This is a genomic window from Rhodococcus sp. NPDC080181, assembly GCF_040702225.1.
Classification (GTDB): domain Bacteria; phylum Actinomycetota; class Actinomycetes; order Mycobacteriales; family Mycobacteriaceae; genus Rhodococcoides; species Rhodococcoides fascians.
Genome location: NZ_JBFBKN010000019.1, coordinates 46,411 through 73,245 on the forward strand (window position 1 = coordinate 46,411; position 26,835 = coordinate 73,245).

General features: G+C 66.1%; 15 protein-coding genes. 14 read left to right on the plus strand and 1 reads right to left on the minus strand.

Going from position 1 to position 26,835, the window contains the following annotated elements:
• Positions 1-20: 20 nt before the first annotated feature.
• From AB0O58_RS20150 to AB0O58_RS20205, 12 genes are all read left to right on the plus strand, one after another.
• Positions 21-1,676, plus strand: coding sequence for an AMP-binding protein (locus AB0O58_RS20150; RefSeq protein WP_366238676.1), 1,656 nt, complete (start codon positions 21-23; stop codon positions 1,674-1,676).
• The gene (locus AB0O58_RS20155) at positions 1,673-5,062 is read left to right on the plus strand and encodes an amino acid adenylation domain-containing protein (protein WP_366238677.1); all 3,390 of its coding nucleotides are present in this window, start codon (positions 1,673-1,675) and stop codon (positions 5,060-5,062) included. The genes AB0O58_RS20150 and AB0O58_RS20155 overlap by 4 nt, the downstream gene beginning before the upstream one ends.
• A 6-nt stretch (positions 5,063-5,068) precedes the next feature.
• Positions 5,069-12,706 carry an amino acid adenylation domain-containing protein gene (locus AB0O58_RS20160; protein ID WP_366238678.1) on the plus strand — a complete coding sequence of 2,546 codons (7,638 nt, stop codon included), beginning with the start codon at positions 5,069-5,071 and terminating at the stop codon, positions 12,704-12,706.
• 88 nt (positions 12,707-12,794) lie between these two features.
• A complete protein-coding gene (locus tag AB0O58_RS20165; protein WP_027495815.1) occupies positions 12,795-13,868 on the plus strand; it encodes an ABC transporter substrate-binding protein in 1,074 nt (357 codons plus the stop codon).
• 70 nt (positions 13,869-13,938) lie between these two features.
• Complete coding sequence (locus AB0O58_RS20170) at positions 13,939-15,810, plus strand: siderophore-interacting protein (RefSeq protein ID WP_052068938.1); 1,872 nt, start codon at positions 13,939-13,941, stop codon at positions 15,808-15,810.
• A 133-nt stretch (positions 15,811-15,943) separates the two neighbouring features.
• A complete protein-coding gene (locus AB0O58_RS20175) occupies positions 15,944-17,302 on the plus strand; it encodes a salicylate synthase (protein ID WP_366238679.1) in 1,359 nt (452 codons plus the stop codon).
• Positions 17,302-17,718 carry an aspartate 1-decarboxylase gene (gene panD, locus AB0O58_RS20180; protein ID WP_027495817.1) on the plus strand — a complete coding sequence of 139 codons (417 nt, stop codon included), beginning with the start codon at positions 17,302-17,304 and terminating at the stop codon, positions 17,716-17,718. The genes AB0O58_RS20175 and panD overlap by 1 nt, the downstream gene beginning before the upstream one ends.
• A complete protein-coding gene (locus tag AB0O58_RS20185) occupies positions 17,715-19,010 on the plus strand; it encodes a SidA/IucD/PvdA family monooxygenase (RefSeq protein WP_366238680.1) in 1,296 nt (431 codons plus the stop codon). Before panD ends, AB0O58_RS20185 begins: the two co-directional genes overlap by 4 nt.
• A gap of 65 nt (positions 19,011-19,075) precedes the next feature.
• Positions 19,076-20,080 carry an iron chelate uptake ABC transporter family permease subunit gene (locus AB0O58_RS20190; protein ID WP_205913839.1) on the plus strand — a complete coding sequence of 335 codons (1,005 nt, stop codon included), beginning with the start codon at positions 19,076-19,078 and terminating at the stop codon, positions 20,078-20,080.
• Positions 20,080-21,138 carry an iron chelate uptake ABC transporter family permease subunit gene (locus tag AB0O58_RS20195; protein ID WP_032371585.1) on the plus strand — a complete coding sequence of 353 codons (1,059 nt, stop codon included), beginning with the start codon at positions 20,080-20,082 and terminating at the stop codon, positions 21,136-21,138. The genes AB0O58_RS20190 and AB0O58_RS20195 overlap by 1 nt, the downstream gene beginning before the upstream one ends.
• Entirely contained in the window at positions 21,135-21,944 is an 810-nt protein-coding gene (locus AB0O58_RS20200) for an ABC transporter ATP-binding protein (protein WP_027495821.1), read from the plus strand. Before AB0O58_RS20195 ends, AB0O58_RS20200 begins: the two co-directional genes overlap by 4 nt.
• Positions 21,945-22,023: 79 nt before the next feature.
• Positions 22,024-22,917 carry a siderophore-interacting protein gene (locus AB0O58_RS20205; protein ID WP_032367547.1) on the plus strand — a complete coding sequence of 298 codons (894 nt, stop codon included), beginning with the start codon at positions 22,024-22,026 and terminating at the stop codon, positions 22,915-22,917.
• Here the strand turns inward: AB0O58_RS20205 and AB0O58_RS20210 are convergent.
• Positions 22,914-24,107 carry an FAD-dependent monooxygenase gene (locus AB0O58_RS20210; RefSeq protein ID WP_366238681.1) on the minus strand — a complete coding sequence of 398 codons (1,194 nt, stop codon included), beginning with the start codon at positions 24,105-24,107 and terminating at the stop codon, positions 22,914-22,916. The two genes, AB0O58_RS20205 and AB0O58_RS20210, sit on opposite strands and share 4 nt — an antisense overlap.
• Before the next feature lie 115 nt (positions 24,108-24,222).
• Here AB0O58_RS20210 and AB0O58_RS20215 point away from each other — a divergent pair, with 115 nt between their 5' ends.
• The gene (locus AB0O58_RS20215) at positions 24,223-25,263 is read left to right on the plus strand and encodes an iron ABC transporter substrate-binding protein (protein ID WP_366238682.1); all 1,041 of its coding nucleotides are present in this window, start codon (positions 24,223-24,225) and stop codon (positions 25,261-25,263) included.
• 9 nt (positions 25,264-25,272) lie between these two features.
• The gene (locus tag AB0O58_RS20220; protein WP_366238683.1) at positions 25,273-26,835 is read left to right on the plus strand and encodes an ABC transporter permease subunit; all 1,563 of its coding nucleotides are present in this window, start codon (positions 25,273-25,275) and stop codon (positions 26,833-26,835) included.

Here is a 26,835-nt window from a genome sequence, read left to right on the forward strand (position 1 = left end):
GAGAATCCATGGTGCAGAACATGACCGAACTTGCCGAGCCGGACGCCGACGTCGACGCTTTCGTACCGTTCGGCGACGAGCGTGCCCGCAGGTACCTCGACGCCGGGTTGTGGCGAGGTGAAACCCTTCCAGAGGTGTTCGCAACGTGGGCGACGCAGTTCGGCACTTCGAGGGCGGTCGTCGACGATCGCACGGAGCTGAGGTACGACGAGCTGCTTCGACGAGTGCGGAGCGTCGCAGCCGGATTCGCCGATCGCGGCATCGAACCGGGCGACCGGGTGGTCGTGCAATTGCCGAACTCCGTGAACTTTGCGGTCGTGCTGTTCGCTTTGCTCGAATGCGGAGCGATCCCGGTGCTGACGCTGCCTGCACATCGCCGACGTGAGATCACCCATCTCGCCGCCACCGCATCGGCGGTGGCGTACGTGATCTCCGATCGGGCCGGCGACTTCGACTATTGCGAACTCGCCGATGAGGTTCTCGCGTCGGTGACGAGTGTTCGGCACGTCTTCGTCGACAGTTCCGGACCCGAATCGAACGGCGGCGGGTCCCATACCTCTCTGTCCGCGGTGGCCGGGGTGCCCCGACAGTTTCCGCGCGCCCGGCCGACCGATCCTGCCTTACTGCTGGTCTCCGGTGGCACGACGGGATTGCCCAAGCTGATTGCCCGTACGCACAACGATTACGAATACAACGCCAGGGCCAGTGCGGAGGTCTGCGATCTCGGGCCCGAGGACGTGTATCTCGCCGTTCTCCCTGCCGCACACAACTTTCCGCTCGCATGCCCCGGGCTGCTCGGTGCCCTCGGGGTAGGGGCAACGGTGGTGTTCTCCGGCAGTGCCAGCCCAGACCACGCGTTCGCGCTGATCGAGAGGTATCGCGTGACGATCACGGCGCTGGTTCCGACGTTGACTCATCTGTGGTGCGAGGCAACGGAATGGGAGGATGCAGACCTGTCCAGCTTGCGGTTGCTGCAGGTCGGGGGAGCGAAGCTGGCACCTGAGGTCGCCAAGCTGGTCGAGCCCGCGCTCGGATGCCGGCTGCAGCAGGTGTTCGGCATGGCCGAAGGGCTACTGAACTACACCCGAGCCGAGGACAGCGCGGAACTGGTGATCGGAACGCAAGGCAGGCCGTTGTCCCATCTGGACGAGGTGCGCGTCGTCGGTGCGGACGGAAACGATGTATCGCCCGGGGAAGTCGGTGAATTGCTGACGCGGGGCCCCTACACCATCAATGGCTATTATTCTGCGGCAGAACATAATACGACTGCCATCACCCCTGATGGGTTCTATCGCAGTGGGGATCAGGTGCGCGAGCTCGAGTCCGGCCATCTCGTCGTCACCGGTCGCATCAAGGACGTGATCACCCGAAACGGCGAGAACGTCGCGGCCGACGAGCTCGAAGACCTGCTGCTCACCCATCCTGCAGTAGCGCGGGTCGCGGTGATCGGGGTGCCCGATGCCGCTGTGGGCGAAAGTGTCTGCGCAGTCGTGGTGCCGAACGGAAGTGGTCCGACCGTCGCCGACGTGCGGGCCTTCCTGACGGCGGCCGGCTGCGCCGGATTCAAACTGCCCGATCGCGTGGTGACACGAACATCGCTGCCCGTCACCGCCATCGGCAAAGTGGACAAGTCCTTGCTCGTCACACAGTGCACGCAACAGCAGCCGACTCGATGAAGGAACCCATGGATCTCGACGACGTCAGACGTAGGTTGGTGCAGGAGCGGTTGCGGCGTGCCCGAGGCGACGAGGCCGCACCCGAGGCGAGCCGCGGCCCACTCGCAGACGTCGAGTCCACCGAATTCGATTCGTTGAGGGAGCAATTCGGATCGATCGACGACGTCTGGCCACTGTCACCACTGCAGCTCGGGCTCGTCTTCCAGGTAGGTGTCGACGCCGATGCCACCGAGCTGTACACCGTCCGCACCGTCGTCGAGGTCGACCGCGTCCTCGACGACGACAGGATCAGGCGAGCTCTGCAATCGGTCGTCGATACCACCGCGGCGATGCGGACGGCCTTCGTGACGCCGGACGACATCGCGCCGGCCCAGGTCGTACTCTCTGCGGTGCAGGCACCGTTGACGGTGGTGGATCTCCGTGCGTGCCCGGCGAGCGAGGTGGACGATCGATGGAGCCGGATTCTCGCGGACGACCGGGCGCTCTCGTTCGACATCGCTGCGCCGCCACTGTTTCGGGTCACCCTGGTGCACCTTCCCGGAGGGGTCGACCGACTGTTGACCACCTACTGGTTCGGGTGCTTCGACGGCGGATCCTCGGCACTGCTCGTGGCTCGAGTCCTGGAGCAGCACGACGAGAACGGCACGCCCGTTACTACGGACCACGGCTACCGTGAGTATCTGCGTTGGCTGGCTTCTCGCGACCGTGCCGAGTCCGAGCAGGCGTGGCAGCGGTACTTCGGCGATATCGACAGCCCGACCTCGGTGGCCGCGGAGGCCACCCGCGGGGACGGTTCACCCCGCAGGATCGAACGCAGAGTGACGGCAGCGGTGTCCGGCGCGCTGGATCTGCACGCACGTCGATCCGGTTCGACTCTGTTCACGGTTCTCGCAGCGGCCTGGGCGAGTGTGTTGATGCGTGTGGTGGGGCGGTCCGATGTGGTGTTCGGTACCGCCGTCGCCGGTCGGCCCATGGATGTGGCCGGTTCCGACACCGCGATCGGCGCGTTCATCAGCACGGTGCCGATCCGGGTGACGGCAGGTGGATTCGATTCGGCCACCGATGTGGCTGCGCGCGTGCAGGATCAGCGTCTCGACCTGATGCCGCACGACACCCTCGGTCTCGGTGGAATTCAGCAGGCCATCGGTGCGGGGGCTCTGTTCGACACCCTGCTCGTCCTGCGTAACGCTGCCGGGCCTGCAGGACGACAAGAATCGACGTCGGCAGGGAACGAGCGCCGCGTGCGACACATCTCGACCGTCGATGGGTCCGAGTTCCCGGTGTCCATCGCAGTGGATCCCGGCAATGAACTGAACCTGTCGGTGACGTATCTACCCGATTCTGTGGACGACGAGCGTGCCCGATCGCTGCTCGACTCGTTCGCATCGGCACTCGATACCGTTGCAGCGCAGCCCGATCTGCCGATATCGCGCTGGCCGTCTGCCCCGGGCGACATGCCGAGTGTCGTCGAGAACGAGTTCGACGGCCGATCGGAACGACTGCAGGACAACACGATCGCCGAATTGCTCGCCGCACGCGCCGCGGCCGTTCCCGACGACATCGCGTTGGTGTTCGGAGACCGGCGGCTGACCTTCGGCGACCTCGACCGGCGGGTGAACGCCTGCGCACTGGCGCTGCTTCGCCGGGGTGCCGCTCCCGAACGCATCGTGGCCCTCGCTCTGCCGAGATCGGTGGAGATGGTGGTGGCCCTGTTCGCGGTGCTGCGTACCGGTGCCGCGTACCTGCCCCTCGAACTCGACTATCCGACAGAGCGTCTCGACGTCATGTTGGCCGACGCGCAACCGGCCGTTCTGGTGACGACGGTGGACACGGAGAGCCGGGGATTGGCCACCACCGCCACACGGATGGTCGTCGACTCCCCTGAGGTCGTAACAGAGTTGGCGTACGACATCGACGCGTCGGAAGTCGAGGCGGCCACAGCGTCGGTCGGTTTTGCGTCCGGCACCGTCGGCCGACTCGAGCACCCCGCCTACGTCATCTACACCTCCGGCTCGACCGGAACACCGAAGGGCGTCGTCACTCCGTATCGCGGTCTGACGAACATGCAGATCAATCACCGGAACGAGATCTTCGCTCCCACCGTCGCCGTGGCAGGAGACCGCACCCTGCGGATCGCACACACGGTGTCGTTCTCCTTCGACATGTCGTGGGAGGAGTTGCTGTGGCTCGTCGAAGGTCACGAGGTACACATCTGCGACGAGGAATTACGCCGCGACGGTGAGGCATTGGCTCACTACTGCGAGCAGAACAGAATCGACGTGGTCAACGTGACGCCCACGTATGCCGGACATCTGCTCGATCTCGGACTGTTGGACGAACGCGACGGACATCGAATTCCCCTGGTCTTGCTGGGTGGTGAGGCGGTACCGGATGCACTGTGGAGTCGGCTCGACGGCATCGGCTACAACCTGTACGGGCCTACCGAGTACACGATCAACGCGCTCGGTACCGGAACAAGGGACAGCGTCGGGCCGTCCATCGGTTCGCCGATCCTGGGCACACGTGCGTCCGTCCTGGACCAGTGGCTACGGCCGGTCCCGATCGGTTCGGTGGGGGAGTTGTACCTCTCCGGTGTCGGTCTTGCGCGGGGCTATGTGAACCGATTCGGCGACACGGCAACGAGATTCGTGGCCGACCCCTTGACTCCGGGCGCACGGATGTACCGCACCGGTGATCTGGTTCGCATTCGAGCCGACGGTCTGTTCGACTACCTCGGTCGCGCGGACGACCAGGTGAAGATTCGCGGCTATCGAGTGGAGACCGCAGAGGTCGAACGCGCCGTGGCCGCATGCGAGGGTGTGGTGGGCGCGGTGGTGCGTACGGTGCAGATCGGGAGTGGTACTCGCGCCCTGGCCGCATACATCGTTCCTCGCGACGGCGGTACGACCGACACGTCCGTGCTGTTCGGTTCCATTCGAGACCGGCTGGCAGCGACGTTGCCCGAGTACATGGTGCCGACGTTGTTCGCTGCCCTGGAACGCATTCCGATGACGATCAACGGCAAGCTCGATGTGCGGGCTCTTCCGACCGTCGACGCCGTGGGCGGAGGCACGTTCGTACCGGCCCGAACGCCGGTGGAAACGATGTTGTGCGAGATCGTCGCGGCGGTTCTGGGTGTCGGACGCGTGGGGATCGACGACGACTTCTTCGCGCTCGGCGGCGACAGCATCACCTGCCTGGCCGTGGCATCGCGGGCGCGAAAGGCCTCGATTCCGCTGGCACCGCGTGAGGTGATGCGCAAGCGGACGGTGCGAATGTTCGGGGCGGAGCTCACACCGGACGCCGACGCACGCCCCGCTGTCCACGCCGCCGCCACGGTGGAACTGTCCCAGGACGAGCTCGACGAATTCGAAAGCAGTATGTGAGCAGACATGACGACCGATACCGCGGCCACGTCGCAGTCCAAGATCGCCGCCGTACTCCCACTCACCGCACTGCAGGTCGGGATGTACCTGCAATCGACGCTCGCCGAGCGAGCGCAGGATCCGTACCTGTCACAGACGGTGCTCGACCTGTCCGCCGCGGTGGATCGCGGCCGGCTCGATCGTGCCCTCGAACTGCTGTTGGATCGCTACCCGAACATCAGAGCGCTGCTGCGGCAACGCCGTAACGGTGATCTGGTCTGGGTGGTACCGCGCGCGTCGACGCCGGTCGTGACGGCCGTCGACGACGAGTGGGATGATCATCTCCGACGAGACCGCTCGGCCGGGTTCGCGTTCTTCGAGCAGCCGCTCATTCGCTTCTCCTACTCCACTTCTGCGCGCGCCCCGCGAGTTCTGATCACCTACCATCACGCGCTGATGGACGGGTGGTCCGAGGCCATCTTCGTCAGGGAGCTGATCGCTCTCTACGAATCGGGCGAGGGGGCGCGGTTGCCGCCTGCACCCGACTTCGGCGATTATCTCGCGTGGACAGCGTTGCAGGACAACGTCACTGCGCGTCAGCGGTGGGCCGACTACCTCGACGGGTTCGAGTCCGCGACTCTCGTTGCCGGGGACCGAGCGAATGGGTCCAGCGCGAGCACGCGCTCGCGCCTGGACGTCGATATCGACGATGCGTTGGCCCAGCGGGTGTCCGAATACGCGCGTCGTACCGGCGTGACCACGAACGTCGTCGTGCAGACAGCCTGGGCGGCGATGCTGTCGGCGAGAACCGGTTCCGACGATGTGGCCTTCGGGATGGCGACGTCGCTGCGGCCGTTCGATCTCGATGGTGCCGAGGCGATGGTGGGTTTGCTGCTCAACACCGTGCCGGTCCGCCTGCGGTGGAACTCGGCTGCAACGGCGACCGAGATGCTCGCACGCGTGCAGGCAGACCACCTCGACCTGGACGAGTATCGGTTCCTCGGGCTGTCCGACATCGCCGGAACAGTCGGCGGCGGAGAGCTGTTCGACACCATAGTCGTGTACCAGAACTATCCCGCACCGATACCCGAGACGAGCGGGACCGTCGACGAGATCACGGTGCTGGGTGCGCACATGAGCTTCCCGATGGCGTTGATCGTGGGCCCCGATCCTGCTCTGTGGGCGTTCGTACTGCACGACGAGGCCGCTGTCGGCCGGCGGCAGGCCGCCATGTACGCCGAGACGTTCGTCGAGATGCTCGATCGGATGACGACAGTGTCGGACATCGACGTCACTCGACTGGTGGCCGCCCCACATGGCCAGGGGCGCAGCGTCGGACCGGACCGAACCGTGGTGCCGATCGAGACCGCTCTGGCAGCGCGCTTCGAGCAGTCCCGCGACGACGTGGCACTGCTGATCGGCGGCGAGCACATCACGTTCGGGCAGTTGTCCACGCGGGTCGGACAGGTGTCCGCACTGCTGCGTGTGCACCACATCGGTGTCGAAAGCCGCGTCGCTGTTGCGGTGAGCAGAGGTCTCGACATGGTGGCGGCGCTGTTGGCGACCATCGACGTCGGCGCAGCGTTCGTACCCGTCGACATTCGCTACCCGCGTGAGCGGATCGAACTGATCCTGTCCGATTCCGGGCACGACCTGCTGTTGATCGACGATGCGACCCCCGCGGCACTGACGGATATGGAGACTGCGGTCCGTGTCGATACCGCTGTACGACAACAGGACTGGACGCCGCCGTTCGGTCGCAGCGTCCCGGGTGAGTGCGCGGCCTATCTCGTGTACACGTCGGGTTCGACCGGAACGCCCAAGGGTGTGGTCGGCACCAGGAACGCGTTGGCCAACCGGCTGCAGTGGGCGGTGACGCGGTGGGGCAGACCGGGCAGCCGAGTTGCCAAGAGTTCGCTGGCGTTCATCGACGGCGCGACGGAGTTGCTCACCGGCATTCTCGCGGGCCAACGTGTGGTACTCGCACAGGATCACCAGTACGGCGATTCGGGTGCCGTGGCCTCGCTCATCGGACGGTCCGGTGCCGAACAGGTCACCGCCATCGGTTCTCTGGCTGCCGCGTTGGCCGCTACGGCACCGTCGGACTGCGCTTCGGTGACCGGTTGGATACTCAGCGGAGAACCGTTGACCGACCACATGATCGACGTGATCCGAGCGGTGACGCCGGACGCCACGATCGACAATTCCTACGGATCCTCCGAAGTCGCAGGCGACGTCGCCGTCCAGCGGGTCGACGGCGACCCTGCGGTCATCGGAACCTCGGTGGACAACACCACACTGCGGCTGCTCGACTCTCGGCTACGCCCGGTTCGGAACGCCGTTCCTGGCGACCTGTACGTGTCGGGCGTGCAGCTCGCCCGCGGATACTCCGGGAAACCGGCCGAGACCGCGACTCGCTTCGTCGCAGATCCCGGCGGCGATGGCGCGCGAATGTACCGCACCGGGGACCGTGCCCGTCTCGTCGACGGCGTCCTGGTATTTCTGGGTCGAGACGATCGTCAGGTCAAGATCAGAGGCCATCGCGTCGAACTGGGGGAGGTCGAAAGTTGGACGGCCAGTGACCCTTCGGTCGACGAGTGCGCCGTGGTCGCTGTGTCCGACGGTGACGGCGTCGGTGTGCTGGTGGCCTACGTGACTCCCGACTCGGTCGACACCGCGTCGGTGCGGGAGGCGCTTCGTCGCCGGGTTCCCGACTATCTGGTGCCCGCATTCTGGGTGGCCGTCGACAGTATTCCCAGAACCCCCAATGGCAAGGCCGATCGAAAAGTTCTGCAGGAGCGCGGAATACCCGACGGTGGTCCCAGCCGATCGCGACCGGCTGCATCCGAGGACGAGCGAGCACTCGCGGCGCTGTTCGCAGACACCACCCGTGCGGAGACCGCCCAGTCCATCGGCGTCGACGACGACTTCTTCTCGCTCGGCGGCGACAGCATCACCGCCATCACCCTCGTCCATCACGCGCGCACCGCCGGACTTCCGATCACCACCGCAGACGTCTTCGAGTGTCGAACGGTCGCAGGGCTGGTGGAGCGGGGCCGAAGCGCCCGGGCCGTTGCGATCGTCGACCGGCCCGACAGTTCGGCAGCGCTGCTGACCGATGCCGATGTAGCCGAATTGCGCTCTCATGGAATCGATCCAGAGGCAGCTCGCCCGGCCACTCCGCTGCAGCGGGGCTTGGCATTCCAGTCCGTAGCCTCGGGCGACGGAGTGGAGGAAATCTACGTCATCGCCACCGAATTCGAGGTGCACGGGCTGCTGGATCCGCGACGTCTCGGGGGCGCACTCGACGCGCTCCTCGACCGTCATCCAGCGCTGCGCTCGCGCTTTCTGACGTTGAGCACCGGGACGACCGTCGCGATCCGCGATACGGGTCGAGTCGTACTCCGCCGTCATGTCGTCGACGATCCGACATCGCCTACCGCCCGTGACCTGATCGACCAGGACAGGCGTGCGTTCGACATAGAGCAGGACTCGCTCGTCCGAATTCTGCTGCTGGACTGCGGGAACGATCGTCACCGGGTGGTGCTGACCGTCCACCATCTTCTCGTGGACGGGTGGTCCATGGGCACTGTGGGTACCGAGCTGTTCAAGCTCTACCGAGGCCTGGCACTGCCGGAACCTGCGCGGTTCGACGACTACCTGCGGTGGCTCGCGGGCCGCGACGACTCGTCCGTCGACGCGTGGCGTCGCGCGCTCGGCGCGGACGTGGCACCGACGATGGTGGCAGCGTCGGCATCGGCATCGTCGTCGGTACGTTCCGAGGCGCACGAGATCGACCTCGAGTGGAGTGCGCAGGACACCGCTCGGCTCATCGAGTCGGCGCGTCGTCGATCGTCGACGCTGAGCGAACTGGTCGATGCAGCATGGGCCGTGGTGCTCTCGGCATTCACGGATTCTCCGTCGGTCGTGTTCGGCTCGACGGTCTCGGGGCGTCCCACCGACCTCGATCGTGTCGCAGACATGGTCGGACTGTTCATCAACACCGTTCCCGTCCGTGTCGACGTCGGACCCGATGCACGTCTGTCGACCGTGCTCGCTGGTCTGCGGGACTTCTCGATCGCCGTGGCTCCGCATCATCACGTGGGCCTGGCAGACATTCAGAAGGCCGTCGGGCGGGGAACGCTGTTCGACACACTCGTGGTGTTCGAGAACTTCGCTGCTGCAGACACTTCGGGTGTCGATGCCGAGAACTTCTCGGTGTCGGTCGCCGAATTCCACACAGTGACGCACTACCCGCTCGTGTTGACGGTCCATCCGGGCGAACGGATGCGGCTGGTGGTCGAATACCGCAGCGACTCGGTGCCCGTGGCTCGCGCCCGCGCAGTGGCGTCCGCACTGACCTCGGTGTTGGGTGCGTTCGCCGACGAAGGCGACCCGCCGATCGCCGCACTGTCTCTCGTCGACGAGACGACGACTCGGATTCTCCGCACCGAGTACGCCGGCTCGCAGCGTCGGTATCCGGACGGGACGATGGTGGACCTGTTCGCCGACCGCGTCGCGTTGCAACCGGACACCGTTGCTGTTGCAGACGCCGCCACGGCTCTGACGTTCGCCGAGCTCGATCGCGTCTCCAATCGAATTGCGCGATGGCTCCTCGGTTTCGGTGTCGGCGCGGAAGATATCGTGGCCGTCGAGGCCCCACGAACCGTGACGACGATGGCGACGATCCTCGGGGTCATGAAGTCCGGGGCCGCCTACCTCCCGATCGACCCGAACTGGCCCACCGAACGCGCGCGGCAGATTCTCGACGATGCGCAGCCGGTGATCACGGTGACGGCATCGGCGGTCGAGGCCCTGACGCCGTCGTCGATGGACAGGATTGCCGTCACCGATTCCGAGCGTCGGTCCGCATTGCATCCCGACCACCCGGTGTACTTCATCTACACCTCCGGTACGACCGGTGTGCCCAAGGGAGTCTCGGTACCGCACCGAGGACTGGCGAATCTCTATCACTCCCATCGCGAGAGCGTGCATCTGCCGACGGCGGCGCGCGCGGGCACGGACACTCTGAACGTGGCGCATGCCTGGTCGATGGCCTTCGACGCATCCTGGCAACCGCAGTTGTGGATGTTCGGCGGGCACACAGTACATCTCATCGATCCCGAGGTCGTTCTCGATCCGAGAGAACTCACCGAGCGACTGCGAACGCTGTCGGTGCATTTCATCGAGGTCGTGCCGTCGTTGCTCGAACAGATGATGCGGTCGGGATCGATCGACACACTGACGTCAGTCGGGGTCGGCGGCGAGGCGGTATCGGTCGAGTTGTGGAACAGGTTGCGCGCGAATGAGTTTGTTGTCGCGTACAACTTCTACGGACCCACCGAGGCCACCGTCGATGCGGTGTTCACATCGACGGATCTGTCGCCCGAGCCCGTGATCGGTAGGCCGGTGACCAACCTGAAGGCATACGTGTTGGACGCCTGTCTTCGGCTCGCGCCTCCCGGGGCGCTCGGCGAGCTCTATTTGGCCGGTCCGGGCGTGGTGCGCGGGTATCGCAACGCGCCGGGGCGCACCGCGCACCGCTTCGTTGCCGATCCCTTCGCCGCGGACGGTACTCGGCTCTATCGGACCGGGGATCTCGTGTCGTGGACCGAATCCGGCACATTGAGATATGCCGGTCGCGCGGACGACCAGGTCAAGATCCGCGGGCATCGCGTCGAAGTGGGGGAAGTCGAAAGTCGATTGCGAGAGATCGATGCCGTCGCAGACGCGCGGGTGCTGGTGCATACGTCGGGTATCGCCACCGGGCAGGCGACCCTCGCTGGATACGTCGTTGCTGCGCCGGGACGGACGATCGACGTGAGCGCCGTGCGCGCGGGTCTGGGCGAACTCCTTCCGTCGTACATGGTTCCATCGTCGGTGACCGTGCTCGATGCGTTCCCTGCGCTGCCGAACGGAAAGCTCGATGCGGCCGCGTTACCCGACCCCGTCCTGACTCTCGGTTCCGGGCGCGCGCCGCGCACCGACGTCGAGCGGGAGATATGCCGCGCAGTAGCCGCTGTGCTGCATGTGCCGGAGGTCTCCGCGGACGACGACTTCTTCGATCTCGGGGGCGACAGCATCATGGCCATGGAGTTGTCGGCGCGGCTGCGGACGGTGGGCATGGCGGTCTCGCCCCGTCACATCGTCGCTCGGCGCACGCCGGAAGCACTTGCTCAGCAAGCGGAGTCGGCGCAACCGATGGCCTCCGGCGTCGAGGAACTGTCGCCGTACGGAGAAGTCCCGTTGACACCGATCCTCCGCTGGATGGACAGCCTCGATGGGTCCGTCGACGAGATCTCGCAGGCGGTGTTGCTGGAGGCTCCCGCCGATCTGACCGAGAACTCGCTGATCGAGCTTCTCGATCTCGTGGTGGCCAGGCACCCCATCCTGCATTCGAGTTTCGAGCGTCGTCCCGGCTCCGAGTCCGTGTTCACCGTGTTGCCGGACGGTACTGCCGACGTGGCCGAGTGGGTCCGTACCGAGTATGTGGACGGGCTCACCGAATCGCTGCTCGCAGAACGTGTTGCCGCCCAGTCACGCGCGGCACGTGGTCGGCTCGATCCCCGGATCGGCCGGATGGTCGATGTGGTGTGGCTGCGCCACCATGGTGACACCGACTCCTCGGGTGAGCTCCTGATCACGCTGCATCACCTCGTGGTCGACGGGGTCAGCTGGCGAATACTGCTGCCGGACATCACGACTGCGTGGCAGCAGCGGTTGTCGGCGGATCGCGGCCCGATCGGGCCCTCCATGCGGCAGTGGGCGCACGAGATCCACCGCCTCGCCGGCTCTGCCGAGGTGCTCGCCGATCTGGAGTACTGGACACGCGTCGGCGACGGGGCTGGACGGGTTCCGTTGGTGCGTCCGGTCGATCCGTCGGTCGATACCGGTGCAGGCGTACGCACCACCACGTTCGCGCTCTCCCCTCAGGAAAGCGCGCGGATTCTCGCCGCAGCCCGCCCGCGGCTCGGGGTGTCCGTCGAACATCTGTTGTTGGGAACGTTCGCGGCCGCGACAGTCGAATGGATGGACAGCGGTGCGGCGGGTCCGCAGTCGTTCGTCGTCGACGTGGAGGGGCACGGGCGGTCGGGAATCGCGTCCGATCGGGTGGACGGCTCTTCCGTGGTCGGATGGCTCACGGCTGTGTTCCCGCTCCGCCTGACCGCTGACGCGACCGACCATCGCGCCCTGATGTCGCACCGGTCCGATCCTGTTGCCGCAGAATCGGTTCTGCGTACGATCGCGACGGACGCGGCTAGGTCGAGGGATTCGGTGCCGGGAGACGGGTCGACGTACGGCATGCTGCGGTGGTGTAGCGGCGAGGCGGGTGCGGTGCTGCGGCACATGCCCACGGCCGACATCGAATTCAATTATCTGGGCCGTTTCGACACCGCGACAGGCGGTCCGTTCGGGGCCAGCCGATTGCGTAGCAGTCTCGACACCACGCCCGGCACCGAGACGCCCTGCGGCTATGCGTTGGTCGTCGACAGCTACGTGCACGAACAGGACGGGTCGTCGGTACTCGGTGTGACGTACACGTGGCCGGCAGGAGTGCTCGACGGTGTGGAGGAACTGGCCGGGCTCTGGCGGGAGGCCCTGTCGGCCGCGTGTCGAATCGTGGAGGACAGGGGGTCCGAGGACGGCCTAATGAGGCAAGGGTAACCTCATTAGTGCTACCTTGTCAGTCGCCTCGCCCGGTCGGGTGTGGACGCAGTCAGTGCGTGGTCGAGTCGAGAGGTTCCGAGGAACGATGAAGGTTCGTACGAAGTGGATGAGGAGCGCCGCGTCGATCGCGCTCGCCGGAGGGCTGACCATCGCCCTCGCCGCCGGATGCAGCAGCGACACCGAGGAGACGCCTGCCGCCGACTCCACGACGTCTGCGCAGGAGTCCGCATTTCCGGTCACGATCGACTCGGCACTCGGATCCGCGACGATCCCCGAGGCACCGAAGCGGATCGCGACCTGGGGTTGGTCGAACCAGGACGCGATTCTCGCCCTCGGAGTCGTACCCGTTGCGATGCCTACATTCGACGGTGCCCAGTACGGTGCGGACGAACGCGGCGTTCTGCCGTGGGACGCGAAGGCTCTTGCCGACCTGGGCGGCGACGCGCCGACACTGCTCTCCGGTGACGGCACCGGAGCGGTTCCGGTCGAGCAGTTCGCTGCCGCCGCACCGGATCTGATCTTCGCCCCGTACTCGGGGTTGAGCCAGGAGGAGTTCGACAAGCTCTCCGACATCGCGCCCGTCGTCGCGTACCCGGACAAGCAGTGGACCACGTCGTGGGAGGACCAGCTGACCATCGCGGGCAAGGCGCTGGGCAAGGAGAAGGAGGCCGCCGACCTGGTTTCCGGAGTCGAGGGCTCGATTGCCGATGCGGCGACGAAGTATTCTGCGCTGCAAGGCAAGACGGTCACCGTCGCGCTGCCCAACGCACCCGGCACTTTCGCCGTCAGCAAGGACAACGACGTACGAGTCGAGTTCCTCGAGCAGCTCGGTCTCGTCAACGAGCCCACCATCCAACAGGCCGACCCGGCCAAGGACCCCGACGCCGTGTACTTCGAGCTCAGCCTCGAACAGGCGTCGTTGCTGAAGTCCGACGTGCTGTTCGTCGTGGCGTACGACAAGGAATCTCTCGCCGGGTTCCTGGCCGAACCCGCCGTGGCCTCGCAGCCCGTACTTTCGCAGGGGCGTACCGCCTCCACCGAGGCCCTCAGCGCCGACAAGAACTTCGCGTTCGGTGGCCTGACGGTGCTGACGATCCCGTACATCCTCGACGACGTGGCCTCGGCGCTGAACACTGCCGCCGAGAACGTTCAGGGCTGACAACACTCGGGCGGCCCACTCGACGCGAGCACAGGCGTATTCACTTTCGACGACAGGAGCGTGTTCCACCGTGGCAAGGTCCCATCGACTTCAGGTCGTCTTTCCCGAAGTCCTGCGCACGGCAACGGTGATCGAAACACGTCAGCTGGGTTCGGGTATGCGCCGAATCGTGTTGGGTGGGCCGCAGCTGCGCGAGTTCTCGCGCGGCGACTACCGGTTCCCGGCGTTGCGCAGCGAAGGATTCGACGACTTCGTTCGGTTGTTCTTCCCGGCGGAGACCGACGGCACGGTGGTGCTTCCGACCCAGCACGAGCGCACCGTCGAATGGCCGCGTGATCCGCGTCCGGTGACCCGCAACTACACCGTGCGCAGCGTCGATCCCGAGACCGCGCAGGTGACTCTCGACTTCGTCACCCACGACACCGGCATCGCGTCGACGTGGGGTCGGCGTTGCCGCGTCGGCGATTCCATCACCCTGCTCGGACCGGTGCGGTCGGGCCATGCTCCGGCCGATGTCGACTGGGTGTTGCTCGTCGGCGACGAGACCGCGTTACCTGCCATCGCTCGGTATCTCGAAGAGGCATTGCCGGGCCGGCGAATTCGGGTGTTCGTCGAGGTCGCCGACGTCGAGCGAGAGTTGCCGTTGCCGACGGCCGCCGACGCCGAGATCACGTGGGTCCATCGTGACGGCGTCACCGCCGGCACCGGCGACTTGCTCGACAGTGCGGTGCGGGCGGCACCCTGGTGGGACGGAACGGTGTTCGCCTGGGTGGCAGGGGAAGCGACCGCTCTCAAGGGAATCCGTCGGTATCTGCGCGAGGACCGCGGCCTGCCGCCGGAGATGGTCGACGTCACCGGGTACTGGCGTCGCGCCGAGGTTCTGACCCGCGCCGACGATCCCGAGGTGCCCGACCTCAGCGGCGGTGAGTCCGAGCCGTTCGACAGGCTCGCCGAACGTGCGGAAATACTGTCGCCCTTCGCTTTCAGGGCGGCCAACACGTTACGTATCCCGTTGCACGTGTCCCGAGGGGCGTGCTCCGTCGAATCGCTGGCGGAAGCCACCGAGACGGACGCGCGCGCCCTCGCGAAATTCGTGCGCTATCTGCGTGCCGTCGACGTCCTCGCCGAGAACTCCACCGGTGATCTGATTCTCGGCGATATCGGTGAGGCGATGCTCGGCGACGACTGGATCTCGCACTGGCTGGACCTGGACGGGATCGAGGCACGGGTGGAACTGTCGATCACAGGTCTGGTGGACAGCCTGCGGACCGGTACCGCCAGCGCGAGCCTGCTGACCGGCAACACGTTGACCGAAGACCTCGAGGCGTCCCCGCGGCTCGCCGAACTGCATCACAACCACATCGCCGACGAGGCCGCGTTCCTGGGTCCTGCTCTGGTGCAAGACTATTCGTTCGACGGGGTCTCGACCCTGTTGGTGGCGGGGGCAGGATCCGGAGTGGTGCTCGGTTCCGTTCTCTCCCGTTACGACGGAGTATCGGCGGGTGTGCTCGGGTTGCCCAGCGAACTCGACCTGATTCGACGCGACCTCGGGAAATGGCCCGAACTCGAAGGTCGAGTGGTGAATCACCCGCAGAGCGTGATGTCCGAGCCGCATGTGGAGCACGGGAACGGATTCGACGCGTATCTGTTGCTCGAGGTCACCGGACACTATCGAGACGACGATCTCGCACTGCTGTTGCGCAACGCGGCAACAGGATTGGCCGACAACGGAAAATTGGTGGTCGTCGAGCGACTGTCCAACGACGGGTCGTTCAACGAGGACCAGTCGGAATTCGATCTGCTGATGCTCTGCATGCACGGCAGCGGTGTACGAACGAAAGCCGAATTTGCCTGCGTAGCAGCCGATGCCGGCCTCGAGGTCGCGGCGTCGACGCTGGTCGGCTGGGGTATCTCGGTGCTCGATCTACGCCGTGTTCGCTGACACCGAGGAAGCCGTTGTGCTGCCGAGTCGGTTAGGTTAGCGTTCCCTATCGAAGGCGCGCGCCGATGCCGACCGCAGACGTTGCGCGCAATGCGCGGTCACGGACCGATTCACCGTCAGGAGTGCACACACAATGACCGTTGTCGAAGAAACGACGATGGACACGGCCGAGGGGACCGAACTGCAGCGGGGACTGCGTACGGTCGTCGCGTTGGCGGAGTCCGGATTGTTCGACGAGTACGTCGTGTACGAGGACCGGGGACGCTGGGTGTTCGCGGGCGGCGTGGTCGCTCGCATCGTGCTTCGGCCCCACCTCGTGACCACCACCTGGGGGGCCGGAGAACCGACCGAGCGGAGCTGGTCCGGTAACCCGGCAGCGGCCCTGAGCGAGGCGTGCACGGGCCTGACCCGAGAACAGTGGAACGCTTACGGATTCGTCGGTTTCGGGTTCGCGGAGCACTTGCACGACGTCGATCGGTCCACTGCCGCCGGGCGCGACGCCGACGACATCCTCGCGCACCTGGTGGTGCCCCGCGTCGAGGTCCGCTTCGGCCGCGAACACGATGCCGTCGAGGTGACCGGCAGCGACGAGGACCGCGCCTCGGTACTGGCCGCGCTCGACGCGATCGGCGGCGACGAGCCGCCGACCGTGCACGCTCTCGACGTCGGCGGAGATCTCGACGACTACCGCGGCCGCGTCGAACAGGCCGTAACGGAAATCCGACGGGGCGACTATGCCAAGGTCATTCTGTCCCGGAGCGTGCGTATCCCATTCGATCTCGACATGCCGGGCACCTACCGCGCCGGGCGTACGGCGAACACTCCGGCCCGCTCTTTTCTGCTGCATCTCGGCGATCTGCGTGCCGCAGGCTTCAGCCCGGAATTGGTCGCCTCCGTCGACGCACACGGGATCGTCACCACCGAGCCGCTCGCGGGAACGAGAGCGTTCGGACTCGGTTCCGATGCCGACTCGGCAGCGAAGTCCGATCTCGAACAGGATCCGAAAGAGATCACCGAACACGCTGTGTCCGTGCGTACCTCGTTCGAGGAACTCGAATCGATCGCCAGCCCGGGGTCGACGGCCGTCTCGGACTTCATGAGCGTGCGCGAACGGGGAAGTGTCCAACATCTCGCGTCCACCGTGCGCGCACGCCTGCGCGAGGACCTGTCCTGCTGGGATGCCTTCGGTGCCCTGTTTCCGGCCGTCACGGCGTCGGGGATCCCGAAGAAGGAGGCCATCGACGCCATCGGTCGGCTCGACGACTCACCGCGCGGCCTGTACTCCGGTGCCGTCGTGAAGGCATCGTCGACGGGAGAATTCGAAGCAGCACTCGTGCTGCGCGCCGTCTACGAGCAGCAGGGTTCCGCATGGCTGCGTGCCGGAGCCGGCATCGTCGGCCAGTCCAAGCCCGAACGTGAATTCGACGAGACCTGCGAGAAGCTCGCCAGCGTTGCCCCATATCTCGTCCGCAAGAAGGAGAACGACGCCTGATGCACCGCACCATGCTGGGTGGAAAGATCCACCGTGCCACTGTCACTCACGCCGATCTGCACTACGTCGGGTCCATCACGATCGATTCGACTCTGATGCAGGCGGCCGATCTGATCGAGGGCGAACAGGTCCACGTCGTCGACATCACCAACGGCGCTCGCTTGGTCACCTACGTGATCGAAGGCCATCCGGGATCCGGCGTGATCGGAATCAACGGTGCCGCGGCCCATCTGGTGTCTCCGGGTGATCTGGTGATCATCATGTCGTTCCGTCAGGTCGAGAACGCCGAGCTGCCCACACACAGTCCCTCCGTGGTGCACGTCGACTCGGACAACAGCATCGTTGCCCTCGGAGTGGACCCTGCCGAACCGGTCCCCGGTGCGCTCGATCAGATGTCGGGGGCGAGCATCCGATGAGCCCGAGCGACGACTACAGCGGCGACCTCGACGGCGAATACGACATCGTCGGGGTCGGCTTCGGGCCCTCCAACCTCGGCTTGGCCATCGCGATCGAGGAACACAATCGACAGTGTGCTCCGGCCGAGCGCCTGACCTCGTGCTTCGTCGAGTCGAAGGACGAGTTCGCCTGGCACCCCGGAATGTTGCTGCCGGGAACCACGATGCAGATCTCCTTTCTCAAAGACCTTGCCACCCAGCGCAATGCGAGCAGCGACTACACGTTTCTGTCGTATCTCGCCGAACGGGGCCGGCTCAACCACTTCATCAATCTGCAGACGTTCTTCCCCAGCCGGCTCGAGTTCCACGACTACCTGTCCTGGGCCGCAGGCAAAGTCGACGCCGCGGTGCACTACGGCACGCGGGCGTCCGCGGTCGTCGACACCGGTGACGGTTACGGCGTCCGCACCGAGGGGCGGCGCACCGGGACCGTCCGCGGCCGCAACATCGTGCTCGCCGGCGGCCTGACCGCGGCCCTGCCGGACGGAGTCAGCGCGTCGGCGCGGCAATTCCACAATCACGACCTGCTCGGCCACCTCGACCGGCTGCCGTCGCGCACTCACCGCACGTTCGTCGTCGTCGGTGCCGGGCAGAGCGCAGCCGAAGTGGTCGACTACCTGCATTCGACCTATCCGGACGCGTCCGTGCATGCGGTACTGCGCAAGTACGGGTACAGTCCGGCCGACGACAGCCCCTACGCCAACCGCATCTTCGATCCGACCGCCGTCGACGACTTCTACTCGTCCTCGCATTCTCTGCGCGATCAGCTGCTGCACTATCACCGCGGAACCAACTACTCCGCCGTCGACTTGCCCCTGATCGAGGAGCTGTACGCGCGCGAGTATGCCGAGCGGGTCAGCGGACAGCGCCGGTTGTTCGTGCACGGAGCCTCCCGACTGGCCGATGTCACGGAGGAGGCGTCGGGCGTGCGGGCATCGGTGGAACACGGGCCGACAGGACTGGCCGAGGACGTGCTGTGCGACGCTGTCGTCTATGCCACCGGCTTCACGTCCCTCGATCTGCCCGACATCCTCGGGCCGTTGTTCGACGCCGTCGAATTCGATGCGCACGGTCCACGCGTGACGCGGGACTACCGGCTCGTCACGCGTGGATCGACAGCGGGTTCGATCTACCTGCAGGGCGGCACCGAGCACACCCACGGTCTGACGTCCTCTCTGCTGTCCAACATCGCTGTGCGCAGCGGTGAGATCGTCAAGTCCGCGGTGGGTGCGAGGGTGCGTTCGGTGGTGTGAAACGGCGGGGTATCACTGCGGGCGACGAGCCGGAACAGAGCGATGTTCCGGCTCTCGTCGGTGGTCTGGCCCGAACCGATGCCGGCAGGACCGCCGGTCTGATTCTCGTCGTCGTCGTCCTCGCGATTCTGTGCCTGGTGAGTATCGCTGTGGGAGCCGAGAACATCGCTGTCGGTGACGTGTGGCACGCACTGTGGTCTTCGAACGGTTCCACCGACGCGGTGATCGTCCGCGAGCTCCGAGTTCCACGGACCGTGCTCGGTGTGCTCGTCGGTACCGCGCTCGGCGTCGCGGGCGCGCTGATCCAGGCGATGACGCGCAACCCGTTGGCCGACCCGGGCATTCTGGGCGTCAATGCCGGAGCGGCACTCTTCGTCGCCTTCGCAGTCGGGGTGTTGGGCGTGACCGACGTTCGGTTCTATGTGTGGTTCGCGTTCGTCGGTGCCGTTCTCGCCACCGTCGCGGTGTACGCGCTGGGTTCGGTGGGACGAGCGGGTGCCACTCCGATTCGCTTGACGCTCTCCGGTATTGCCCTCGGTGCGGTGCTCGGCGGCGTCACCTCCGGGATGCTGCTGCTGGACCCGGACGCCTTCGCCAGGATGCGGTTCTGGGGCGCAGGCTCGTTGGCGGGTCGAGGCCTCGACATCGCGGCGGCGACCGGCCCGTTCGTCGTACTCGGACTGTGTCTTGCGGCGCTCGTCGCGCGTCCGCTCAATGCGATCGCACTGGGCGACGAGCTGGCCCGGTCGTTGGGAGCCAATGCGCTTCGGACGCGGACCGTCGGGGTCGTTGCGGTGACCCTGTTGGCCGGAGCAGCGACTGCGGCGGCGGGACCGGTCGGGTTCGTGGGGCTGATGGTGCCGCACATGGTGCGCTGGTTCGTCGGGCCGGACCAGCGTTGGATTCTGATCCACACCGTGTTCGCGGCACCGGCACTGCTGTTGTTCGCCGACGTCGTCGGCCGAATCGTCATCGAGCCGGGGGAGTTGCAGGTCGGTATCGTCACCGCCTTCGTCGGGGCTCCCGTTCTGATCCTGTTGGTCCGCCGAAAGAAGGCGAGCGGGCTGTGATCCGGGCACCGCGCGCCGGGAACATCGACTTCGGCAGAAGGGTGTGGATCGTTCGCACAGTGCTGGGCGCACGAATCGACGTTCGTACGGTCCTCGTCTGCGCGGCCCTGCTGTTGCTGACAGCGGTTGTCGCCGTCCTCGCGATCGGCACCGGCGATTACCACGTTCCACCGGGCCAGGTGCTCGCAGCGGTGTTCGGCGACGCCCCGCGCATCACCGAGATCGTCGTGATGCAGTCGCGGTTCCCCCGGGTTGCGCTGGCATTCCTGTTCGGAGCTGCCCTGGGGGTGTCGGGTGCGATCTTTCAGTCGTTGACGCGAAATCCGTTGGGCAGCCCGGACATCATCGGCTTCTCGACCGGCGCGTACACCGGCGCTCTCGTCGTCATCCTGACGCTCGGCGGCGGTTACTACCGGACCGGAGCGGGCGCGCTCGTCGGCGGACTGGTGGCCGCCGCCGTGGTGTACGTGCTCGCCTACAAGCGCGGCGTGCAGGGCTTTCGATTGATCATCGTCGGTATCGCGGTCAGTGCCGTCCTGGCGTCCGTCAATACCTGGCTCGTGGTGAAAGCCGATGTCTCCGAGGCAATCGCAGCCGCCGTCTGGGGCGCGGGCACACTCAACGGGTTGGGGTGGCCGCAGGTGGTTCCCGTTCTCGTGGCCCTGGCTGTCGTCACCCCCGTGGCGGCGGCGCTGTCGACACGGCTACCGGTACTCGAGATGGGTGACGACGCGGCGAGAGCGCTCGGAATCCGCGTCGAGCCGACGCGTCTGATGCTGGTGATTCTCGGGGTCGCCCTCACGGCACTGGTCACGGCCGCAGCGGGGCCCATTTCGTTCGTTGCGCTCGCCGCGCCGCAGTTGGCTCGGCGGCTCACCGGTACCTCGTCGGTGGCGATGGTGCCGGCAGCATGCATGGGTGCTCTGCTCCTGATCGTCAGTGACGTTGCAGCGCAACGAGTGTTCGCGCCCACTCAACTTCCGGTCGGCGTGGTGACGGTCTGTGTGGGCGGCGCGTACTTCGTCTGGTTGTTGGCACGAGAAGGGCGGAAGCAATGACGACGAGGCCACGCCTGTACGCGGACGGCATCACCGTCGGATACGACAAACGAATCATCAGCGAGAAGTTGACCGTCGACATTCCCGACGGCAAGTTCACCGTGATCGTCGGGCCGAACGCCTGCGGTAAATCGACACTGTTGCGCGCGTTGTCGCGGCTGCTGAAGCCGACCGGCGGCACGGTATTGCTCGACGGCAAGTCCATCTCGTCGTACCCGGCGAAGGAGGTCGCCCGCCGACTCGGGCTCCTGCCGCAAACCTCCATCGCGCCGGACGGCATCTCGGTGGCCGATCTGGTTGCGCGAGGCCGCTATCCGCATCAGAAGTTGATTCGGCAATGGTCCGTCGCGGACGAGGCCGCGGTGGTGGAGGCCATGACTGCGACCGGAGTGACGTCGCTGTCGGCCCGTCCGGTCGACGAGCTGTCCGGTGGACAGCGGCAAAGAGTGTGGGTGGCAATGGTTCTCGCGCAACAGACACCGCTGTTGCTCTTGGACGAGCCGACGACCTTTCTCGACATCGCGCACCAGATCGAACTTCTCGACCTGCTGGCCACGTTGAATCGGGACAACGGCAACACCCTCGTCGCGGTGTTGCACGATCTCAACCACGCATGTCGATACGCCGACCACATCATCGCGATGAAGGACGGCGCGGTGGTCACCGAGGGCCCACCGGCGGAGATCGTCACCGCCGACTTGGTGGAGGCGGTGTTCGGACTGCAGTGCCGCATCATCGACGATCCCGAATCGCACACTCCGTTGGTGATACCCAAGGTGGCCGCTGGCAGGCTAGGCAAGGCTTAGTTTAGAATCGAACAGAATTGCCGCCGAGTTAGCCTGAGGGTTCTCGCACAGTCGGACGAGAGATGTATCGAGGACGAAGATGACCGATCAGCAGCGTGGTTTCCACTACGCCGACGTCGTTGCGGTGGAGCAGCTCACCGTGCACATGGTGCGCGTCACCTTCGGCGGCGAGCACGTCGCCGGTTACCGCACGCTCGGGGCACCCGACGAGTGCGTCGGGGTCTACTTTCCGCGTGAAGGCGAGTCGGCACCGCCGCCGATGACCGAGGTCGACGGCCTGTGGTGGTTCCACGGCCTCGAGAACGCGCCGGAGGGCCGGAACTACACGATCCGACGCGTCGATCCCGACCGCGGCCAGTTGACCATCGACTTCTTCGCACACGAGGGTGGCGTCGCGGCCACCTGGGCCCAGCAGGCCGCCCCCGGTCAGACGGTGCTCTTCACCCGTCCGCGGTCGTGGTACTCACCGCCCGCCGACGTCGATTGGCTGCTGCTGGTGGCCGATATGACCGGAGTTCCAGCACTGGGTCGACTGGTCGAACAGTTGCCCGCAGGCACCCGCGCACACGCGATCGTCGAGGTACTCGAACGCGGTGACATCCAGACGTTCGAGACAGCCGCCGACGTGACATTCGATTGGCGTATCGGATCCGGAAACGGAGACAGCGCCAGCGTGCTCGACGACGCGGTGCTCGCCTACCCGCTACCCGAGGGGCGCGGCTACGTGTGGTTCGCCGCAGAGGCGTCGTCCTCGCGTCGGGTACGCAAGTACTTCCGCAAGGACTTGGGTTACGACAACAAGTATTTCGACATCATCGGCTACTGGCGCGCTGACTCGGAGAAGTGGCTCGAAAAGTACAAGCAGTACCAGGAGGAGGCGCTCGCGGTGTACAACGGCGTCATCGAATCCGGCCGCACCGAGCAGGAAGCCAGCGAGGCGTTCGACGCGCTGCTCGAGCGGGTCGGGCTCTAACGCCGAAATTCGTAGTCGGGCAATTCCAGCGTCGCCGCGTCGGGACCGAGGAATCTGCTCGTGACCGCCTGGACCGGCTTCGATCCGGCCAGGCGCAGCACGGTGCGAAAAGCAGCTACTCCCACAGTCGTTTTCGGATGCGCGACGCGAGGCACGCCGGGCGGAAGCTTCTGAGCCTGATTCACGAACGGACGCATGCGCGCCTCGAAGGCCTCGAACCCGGTGCGATGATCGCGCGCTCGGGCGAGTTCCCCGGCGAGCACGTAGGCCCCGGTGACCGACAACGTGGTGCCCATCCCGCTCAATGGTGTTGCGCACCAAGCAGCGTCGCCCAGCATGCCGATTCTGCCGTTCGACCAGCGTGGGGCCTGCACCTGGGCCAGATAGTCGACGTAGAGCTCCGAACCCGGTCCGAGCGAATTCAAGATTCTGGGCACTTCCCAGCCGACGTCGGCGAACGTCGCTCGCAGGGCGGCAACGACTTCTTCGGTAGACGCGGTTTCGTACCCGCCATCGTCGGACACCCAGGACAGGCTGAAACGCGTCGTGCCGAGGTTGTCCGGGCGCAGATTGGCGACCCTGGATCCGGCGGCGTTGTACCACCGCCACCAGCCGTCGTCACTCGGTCTCTTCGGCAAAACCCCGTAGGCGGTGTACAGGCCGACCGGCGTGGTCTCCGCCTCGGCAGGAAACGCCAGTTCTCTGCTACTGGAACGGATTCCGTCGGCGAACAGGACGAGGTCGAACCTTTCCGCTGCGTTCGACGCGAACGTGACATCGACGCCGTCGGCATCCTGAGCCACGTCGACGACGCGATCGCCGTACCGGTACTCGGTTCGCGGACCGGCTGATTCGACGAGAATCCGCGCGAACTCGCCGCGCAGAATCTCCATCTCCGCCGTCGGTCCGTCGTGTGATCCGTCTCCGGCCGGAAAGGCCGCGATGGTGGCGTCGAAATCGTCGACGAATCTGGTGCCCTTCTCGGTGGTGCCGTTGGCCAGCAGGGTCTGCTCCAGGCCCATGCGCCGCAGCACCTCGCGTCCACTACCGCGGACGTCGATGTTCTGGCCGCCCAGACGCAGCTGCGGACTGCGCTCGACGACGACGACGTCGTATCCCGCTCTGTCGAGCCAGTAGGCGACGGTGGGGCCGGCGATGCTGGCACCGGTGACGAGCACGCGTTCGGTCATCGGGCGGGAATGCCCGGGCGGCCGGTCGTTCAATCCGGGGGGAAAGTAGCTGAGCCTCACCTTGGTGGTGTACTTTCTCGAATTGTCCGTTTGACCCGTTTTCGTCAGGAGAACCGTGTTCACCGTTCGCCGTCTGGCGCTGCTCTCGTGCAGTGCAACCCTTGCCCTCGGTTTGGTCGCCTGCAGCTCTTCGGACTCGGGTGACATCACCTCCACCTCCGAGTCCGCCACCGCAGAGTCCGCCCTGGTGGTGTACTCCGGCCGCGGCGAAGAACTCGTCGACCCCCTGATCGAACGCATCGGCGGCGGCGTCGAGGTCGACTACTCGGGCAACACCAACGCCCAGGCCGCCAAGATCCTCGAAGAGGGCGACGCGACGCCGGCCGACGTCTTCTACGGCCAGGATGCAGGTGCACTGGGGGCCCTCGACGAAGCAGGGGCGCTCGCACCGCTGCCCGAGGACATCCTCGCGCTCGTCCCCGAGCAGTACCGCGGCACCGACGGCACCTGGGTCGCCACGTCCGCACGGGCCCGCGTGCTGGCCTACAACTCCGATTCGGTGCAGGCAGCAGACCTGCCCACCGGTATCGACGGACTGCTCGACCCACGCTGGCGCGGACAGATCGGCTACGCACCCACCAACGCGTCGTTCCAGGCGTTCGTCACCGCATTGCGCGTGCAGCGCGGCGAGGAGGGTGCGCGCACCTGGCTCGAAGGATTCGTCGCCAACGAGCCGGTCGCGTTCGAGGGCAACGGTCCGCTGCTGACCGCCGTCAACGACGGGCAGGTCGCCACGGGACTGCTCAACCACTACTACTGGTACCCGTTCAAGGACGAGAACGGTGCCGACGCTCCCGTCGAGCTGCACTACTTCGAGCCCGGCGACCCCGGCGCATTGATCAACGTCGCCGGTGCCGGTGTGCTGGCGGCGTCGGACAACCAGGAAGCGGCATTCGATTTCGTGCGCGAGCTGCTCTCGACCGAATCGCAGACATACTTTGCCAACGAGACCGCCGAATACCCCGTCATCGACGGCGTCACGTCCGACTACGACCTGCCGCCGCTGTCGGACCTGGGTTCGACCGACCTCGACCTGGGCCGGCTCTCGTCCCTCGAAGCCACGCAAACCCTGCTCACCGACGTCGGAATCATCTAGTCGGTGTTCGTGTCCGCACTCCAGCCGCTTCGGCGGCGCCACTTCGGCGGTCGTCCCGTTCTCGGGACGACCGCGTTGTGCGTGGGAGCGCTGACGCTGACACCCTTGGTGTACCTGTTCGTTCGAGCGTTCGACGGCGGAACCGAGAAGGTACTGCGGCTGCTCCTGCGGCAACGCACCCTCGACCTCGTTGTCCGGACGGCCACGCTCGCGCTCACCGTGGTGGTCGCCTCCGTCGTGGTGGGCACGCTGCTCGCCTGGTTGACCGTCCGAACCGATCTACCGGGTCGACGCATCTTCTCGATGATCCTCGCGGCACCGCTGGCCATCCCGTCGTACGTGTCCGGGTATCTGTGGATCGCTGAATTTCCTTCCCTTGCAGGATTTTCCGGTGCTGCGCTGGTGCTCACGTTGTCGTGCTTCCCGCTGGTGATGTTGCCGGTGTCCGCGGCGTTCGCCACCGCGGACCCGTCGTTGGCCGAAGTGTCCCGCACCCTCGGCCGCGGGGCGGTACGCACCGCACTGACCGTCGAGTGCCGTCGCGTCGTTCCGGCTGCGGCAGCAGGCGCGCTGCTGGTGGCGCTGTACACCATCAGTGACTTCGGGGCGGTGGCACTGATGCGGTACGACGCCTTCACTCTGGGCATCTACAGCGCCTACCGCGGCGGGCTCGATCGCACCGCGGCCGCTGTTCTCGGGTTGGTCCTCGTGGTGGGCGCGTTGGTGTTGACCCTCCTCGAACGGCGTGCTCGACGCGGGGCCACGGCGCGCGTGGGATCGGGTACCGACCGGATGGCCGAGCCTGTGGTTCTTGGCCGGTGGCGCGTGCCTGCTCTGGCCGTTATCGTTGCAGCCCTCGGTGTTTCGGTGCTGGTACCGATTCTGGCCCTGGCGCGATGGCTCAGTCGATCGCTGCGCTTCACCGTCGACTGGGCGGACGTGCTGGCTGTCAGCGCCAAGACAGTTCAGTACTCGGCGACTGCTGCTCTGGTGGTAGCCGTGCTTGCGTTGCCGGTGGCGTTGTTCGCGGCCCGGTCCACGTCCCGCAGTGCGCGCACCGCCGAGTTGTCCACGTACATTGCGCACGGTCTCCCGGGTATCACCGTGGGACTGGCGACGGTGTTTCTCGGAATCAGATTTCTGCCGTCGTTCTATCAGACCGCGGTGCTGCTGGTGGTGGCGTACGTGGTGCTGTTCCTGCCGTTGGCCGTCGGCAGCACCCGATCGGTCGTCGACGCCACTCCGGTTGTGCTCGAGGATGTTTCACGGACCCTCGGGGCCGGGCGAGTGCGCACCGACCTGCGGGTGACGATTCCTGTCGCCGCGCCCGGCATCGCGGCCGGAGCCGCCCTGGTGTTCCTGACCGTCGCCAAGGAACTACCGGCGACGTTGATGCTGCGCCCCCGCGGTGTGGACACGCTCGCGACCACGCTGTGGTCCACCACCGAGGCATTCCGCTACGGCGAGGCAGCCCCTTACGCCCTCGCGTTGATCCTGATCTCTGTGGTCCCGACGATCGTCCTGACCCGGGCGCTGCGGCGTACGACGCGAAAGCGAGTGACACTGTCATGA

What these genes read in the sequence shown, in the direction of transcription:
- AB0O58_RS20150 (WP_366238676.1), top strand. Translation starts at nt 21, where the DNA reads ATGACCGAACTTGCCGAGCCGGACGCCGACGTCGACGCTTTCGTACCG.
- AB0O58_RS20155 (WP_366238677.1), top strand. Translation starts at nt 1,673, where the DNA reads ATGAAGGAACCCATGGATCTCGACGACGTCAGACGTAGGTTGGTGCAG.
- AB0O58_RS20160 (WP_366238678.1), top strand. Translation starts at nt 5,069, where the DNA reads ATGACGACCGATACCGCGGCCACGTCGCAGTCCAAGATCGCCGCCGTA.
- AB0O58_RS20165 (WP_027495815.1), top strand. Translation starts at nt 12,795, where the DNA reads ATGAAGGTTCGTACGAAGTGGATGAGGAGCGCCGCGTCGATCGCGCTC.
- AB0O58_RS20175 (WP_366238679.1), top strand. Translation starts at nt 15,944, where the DNA reads ATGACCGTTGTCGAAGAAACGACGATGGACACGGCCGAGGGGACCGAA.
- panD (WP_027495817.1), top strand. Translation starts at nt 17,302, where the DNA reads ATGCACCGCACCATGCTGGGTGGAAAGATCCACCGTGCCACTGTCACT.
- AB0O58_RS20185 (WP_366238680.1), top strand. Translation starts at nt 17,715, where the DNA reads ATGAGCCCGAGCGACGACTACAGCGGCGACCTCGACGGCGAATACGAC.
- AB0O58_RS20200 (WP_027495821.1), top strand. Translation starts at nt 21,135, where the DNA reads ATGACGACGAGGCCACGCCTGTACGCGGACGGCATCACCGTCGGATAC.
- AB0O58_RS20205 (WP_032367547.1), top strand. Translation starts at nt 22,024, where the DNA reads ATGACCGATCAGCAGCGTGGTTTCCACTACGCCGACGTCGTTGCGGTG.
- AB0O58_RS20210 (WP_366238681.1), bottom strand. Translation starts at nt 24,107, where the DNA reads ATGACCGAACGCGTGCTCGTCACCGGTGCCAGCATCGCCGGCCCCACC.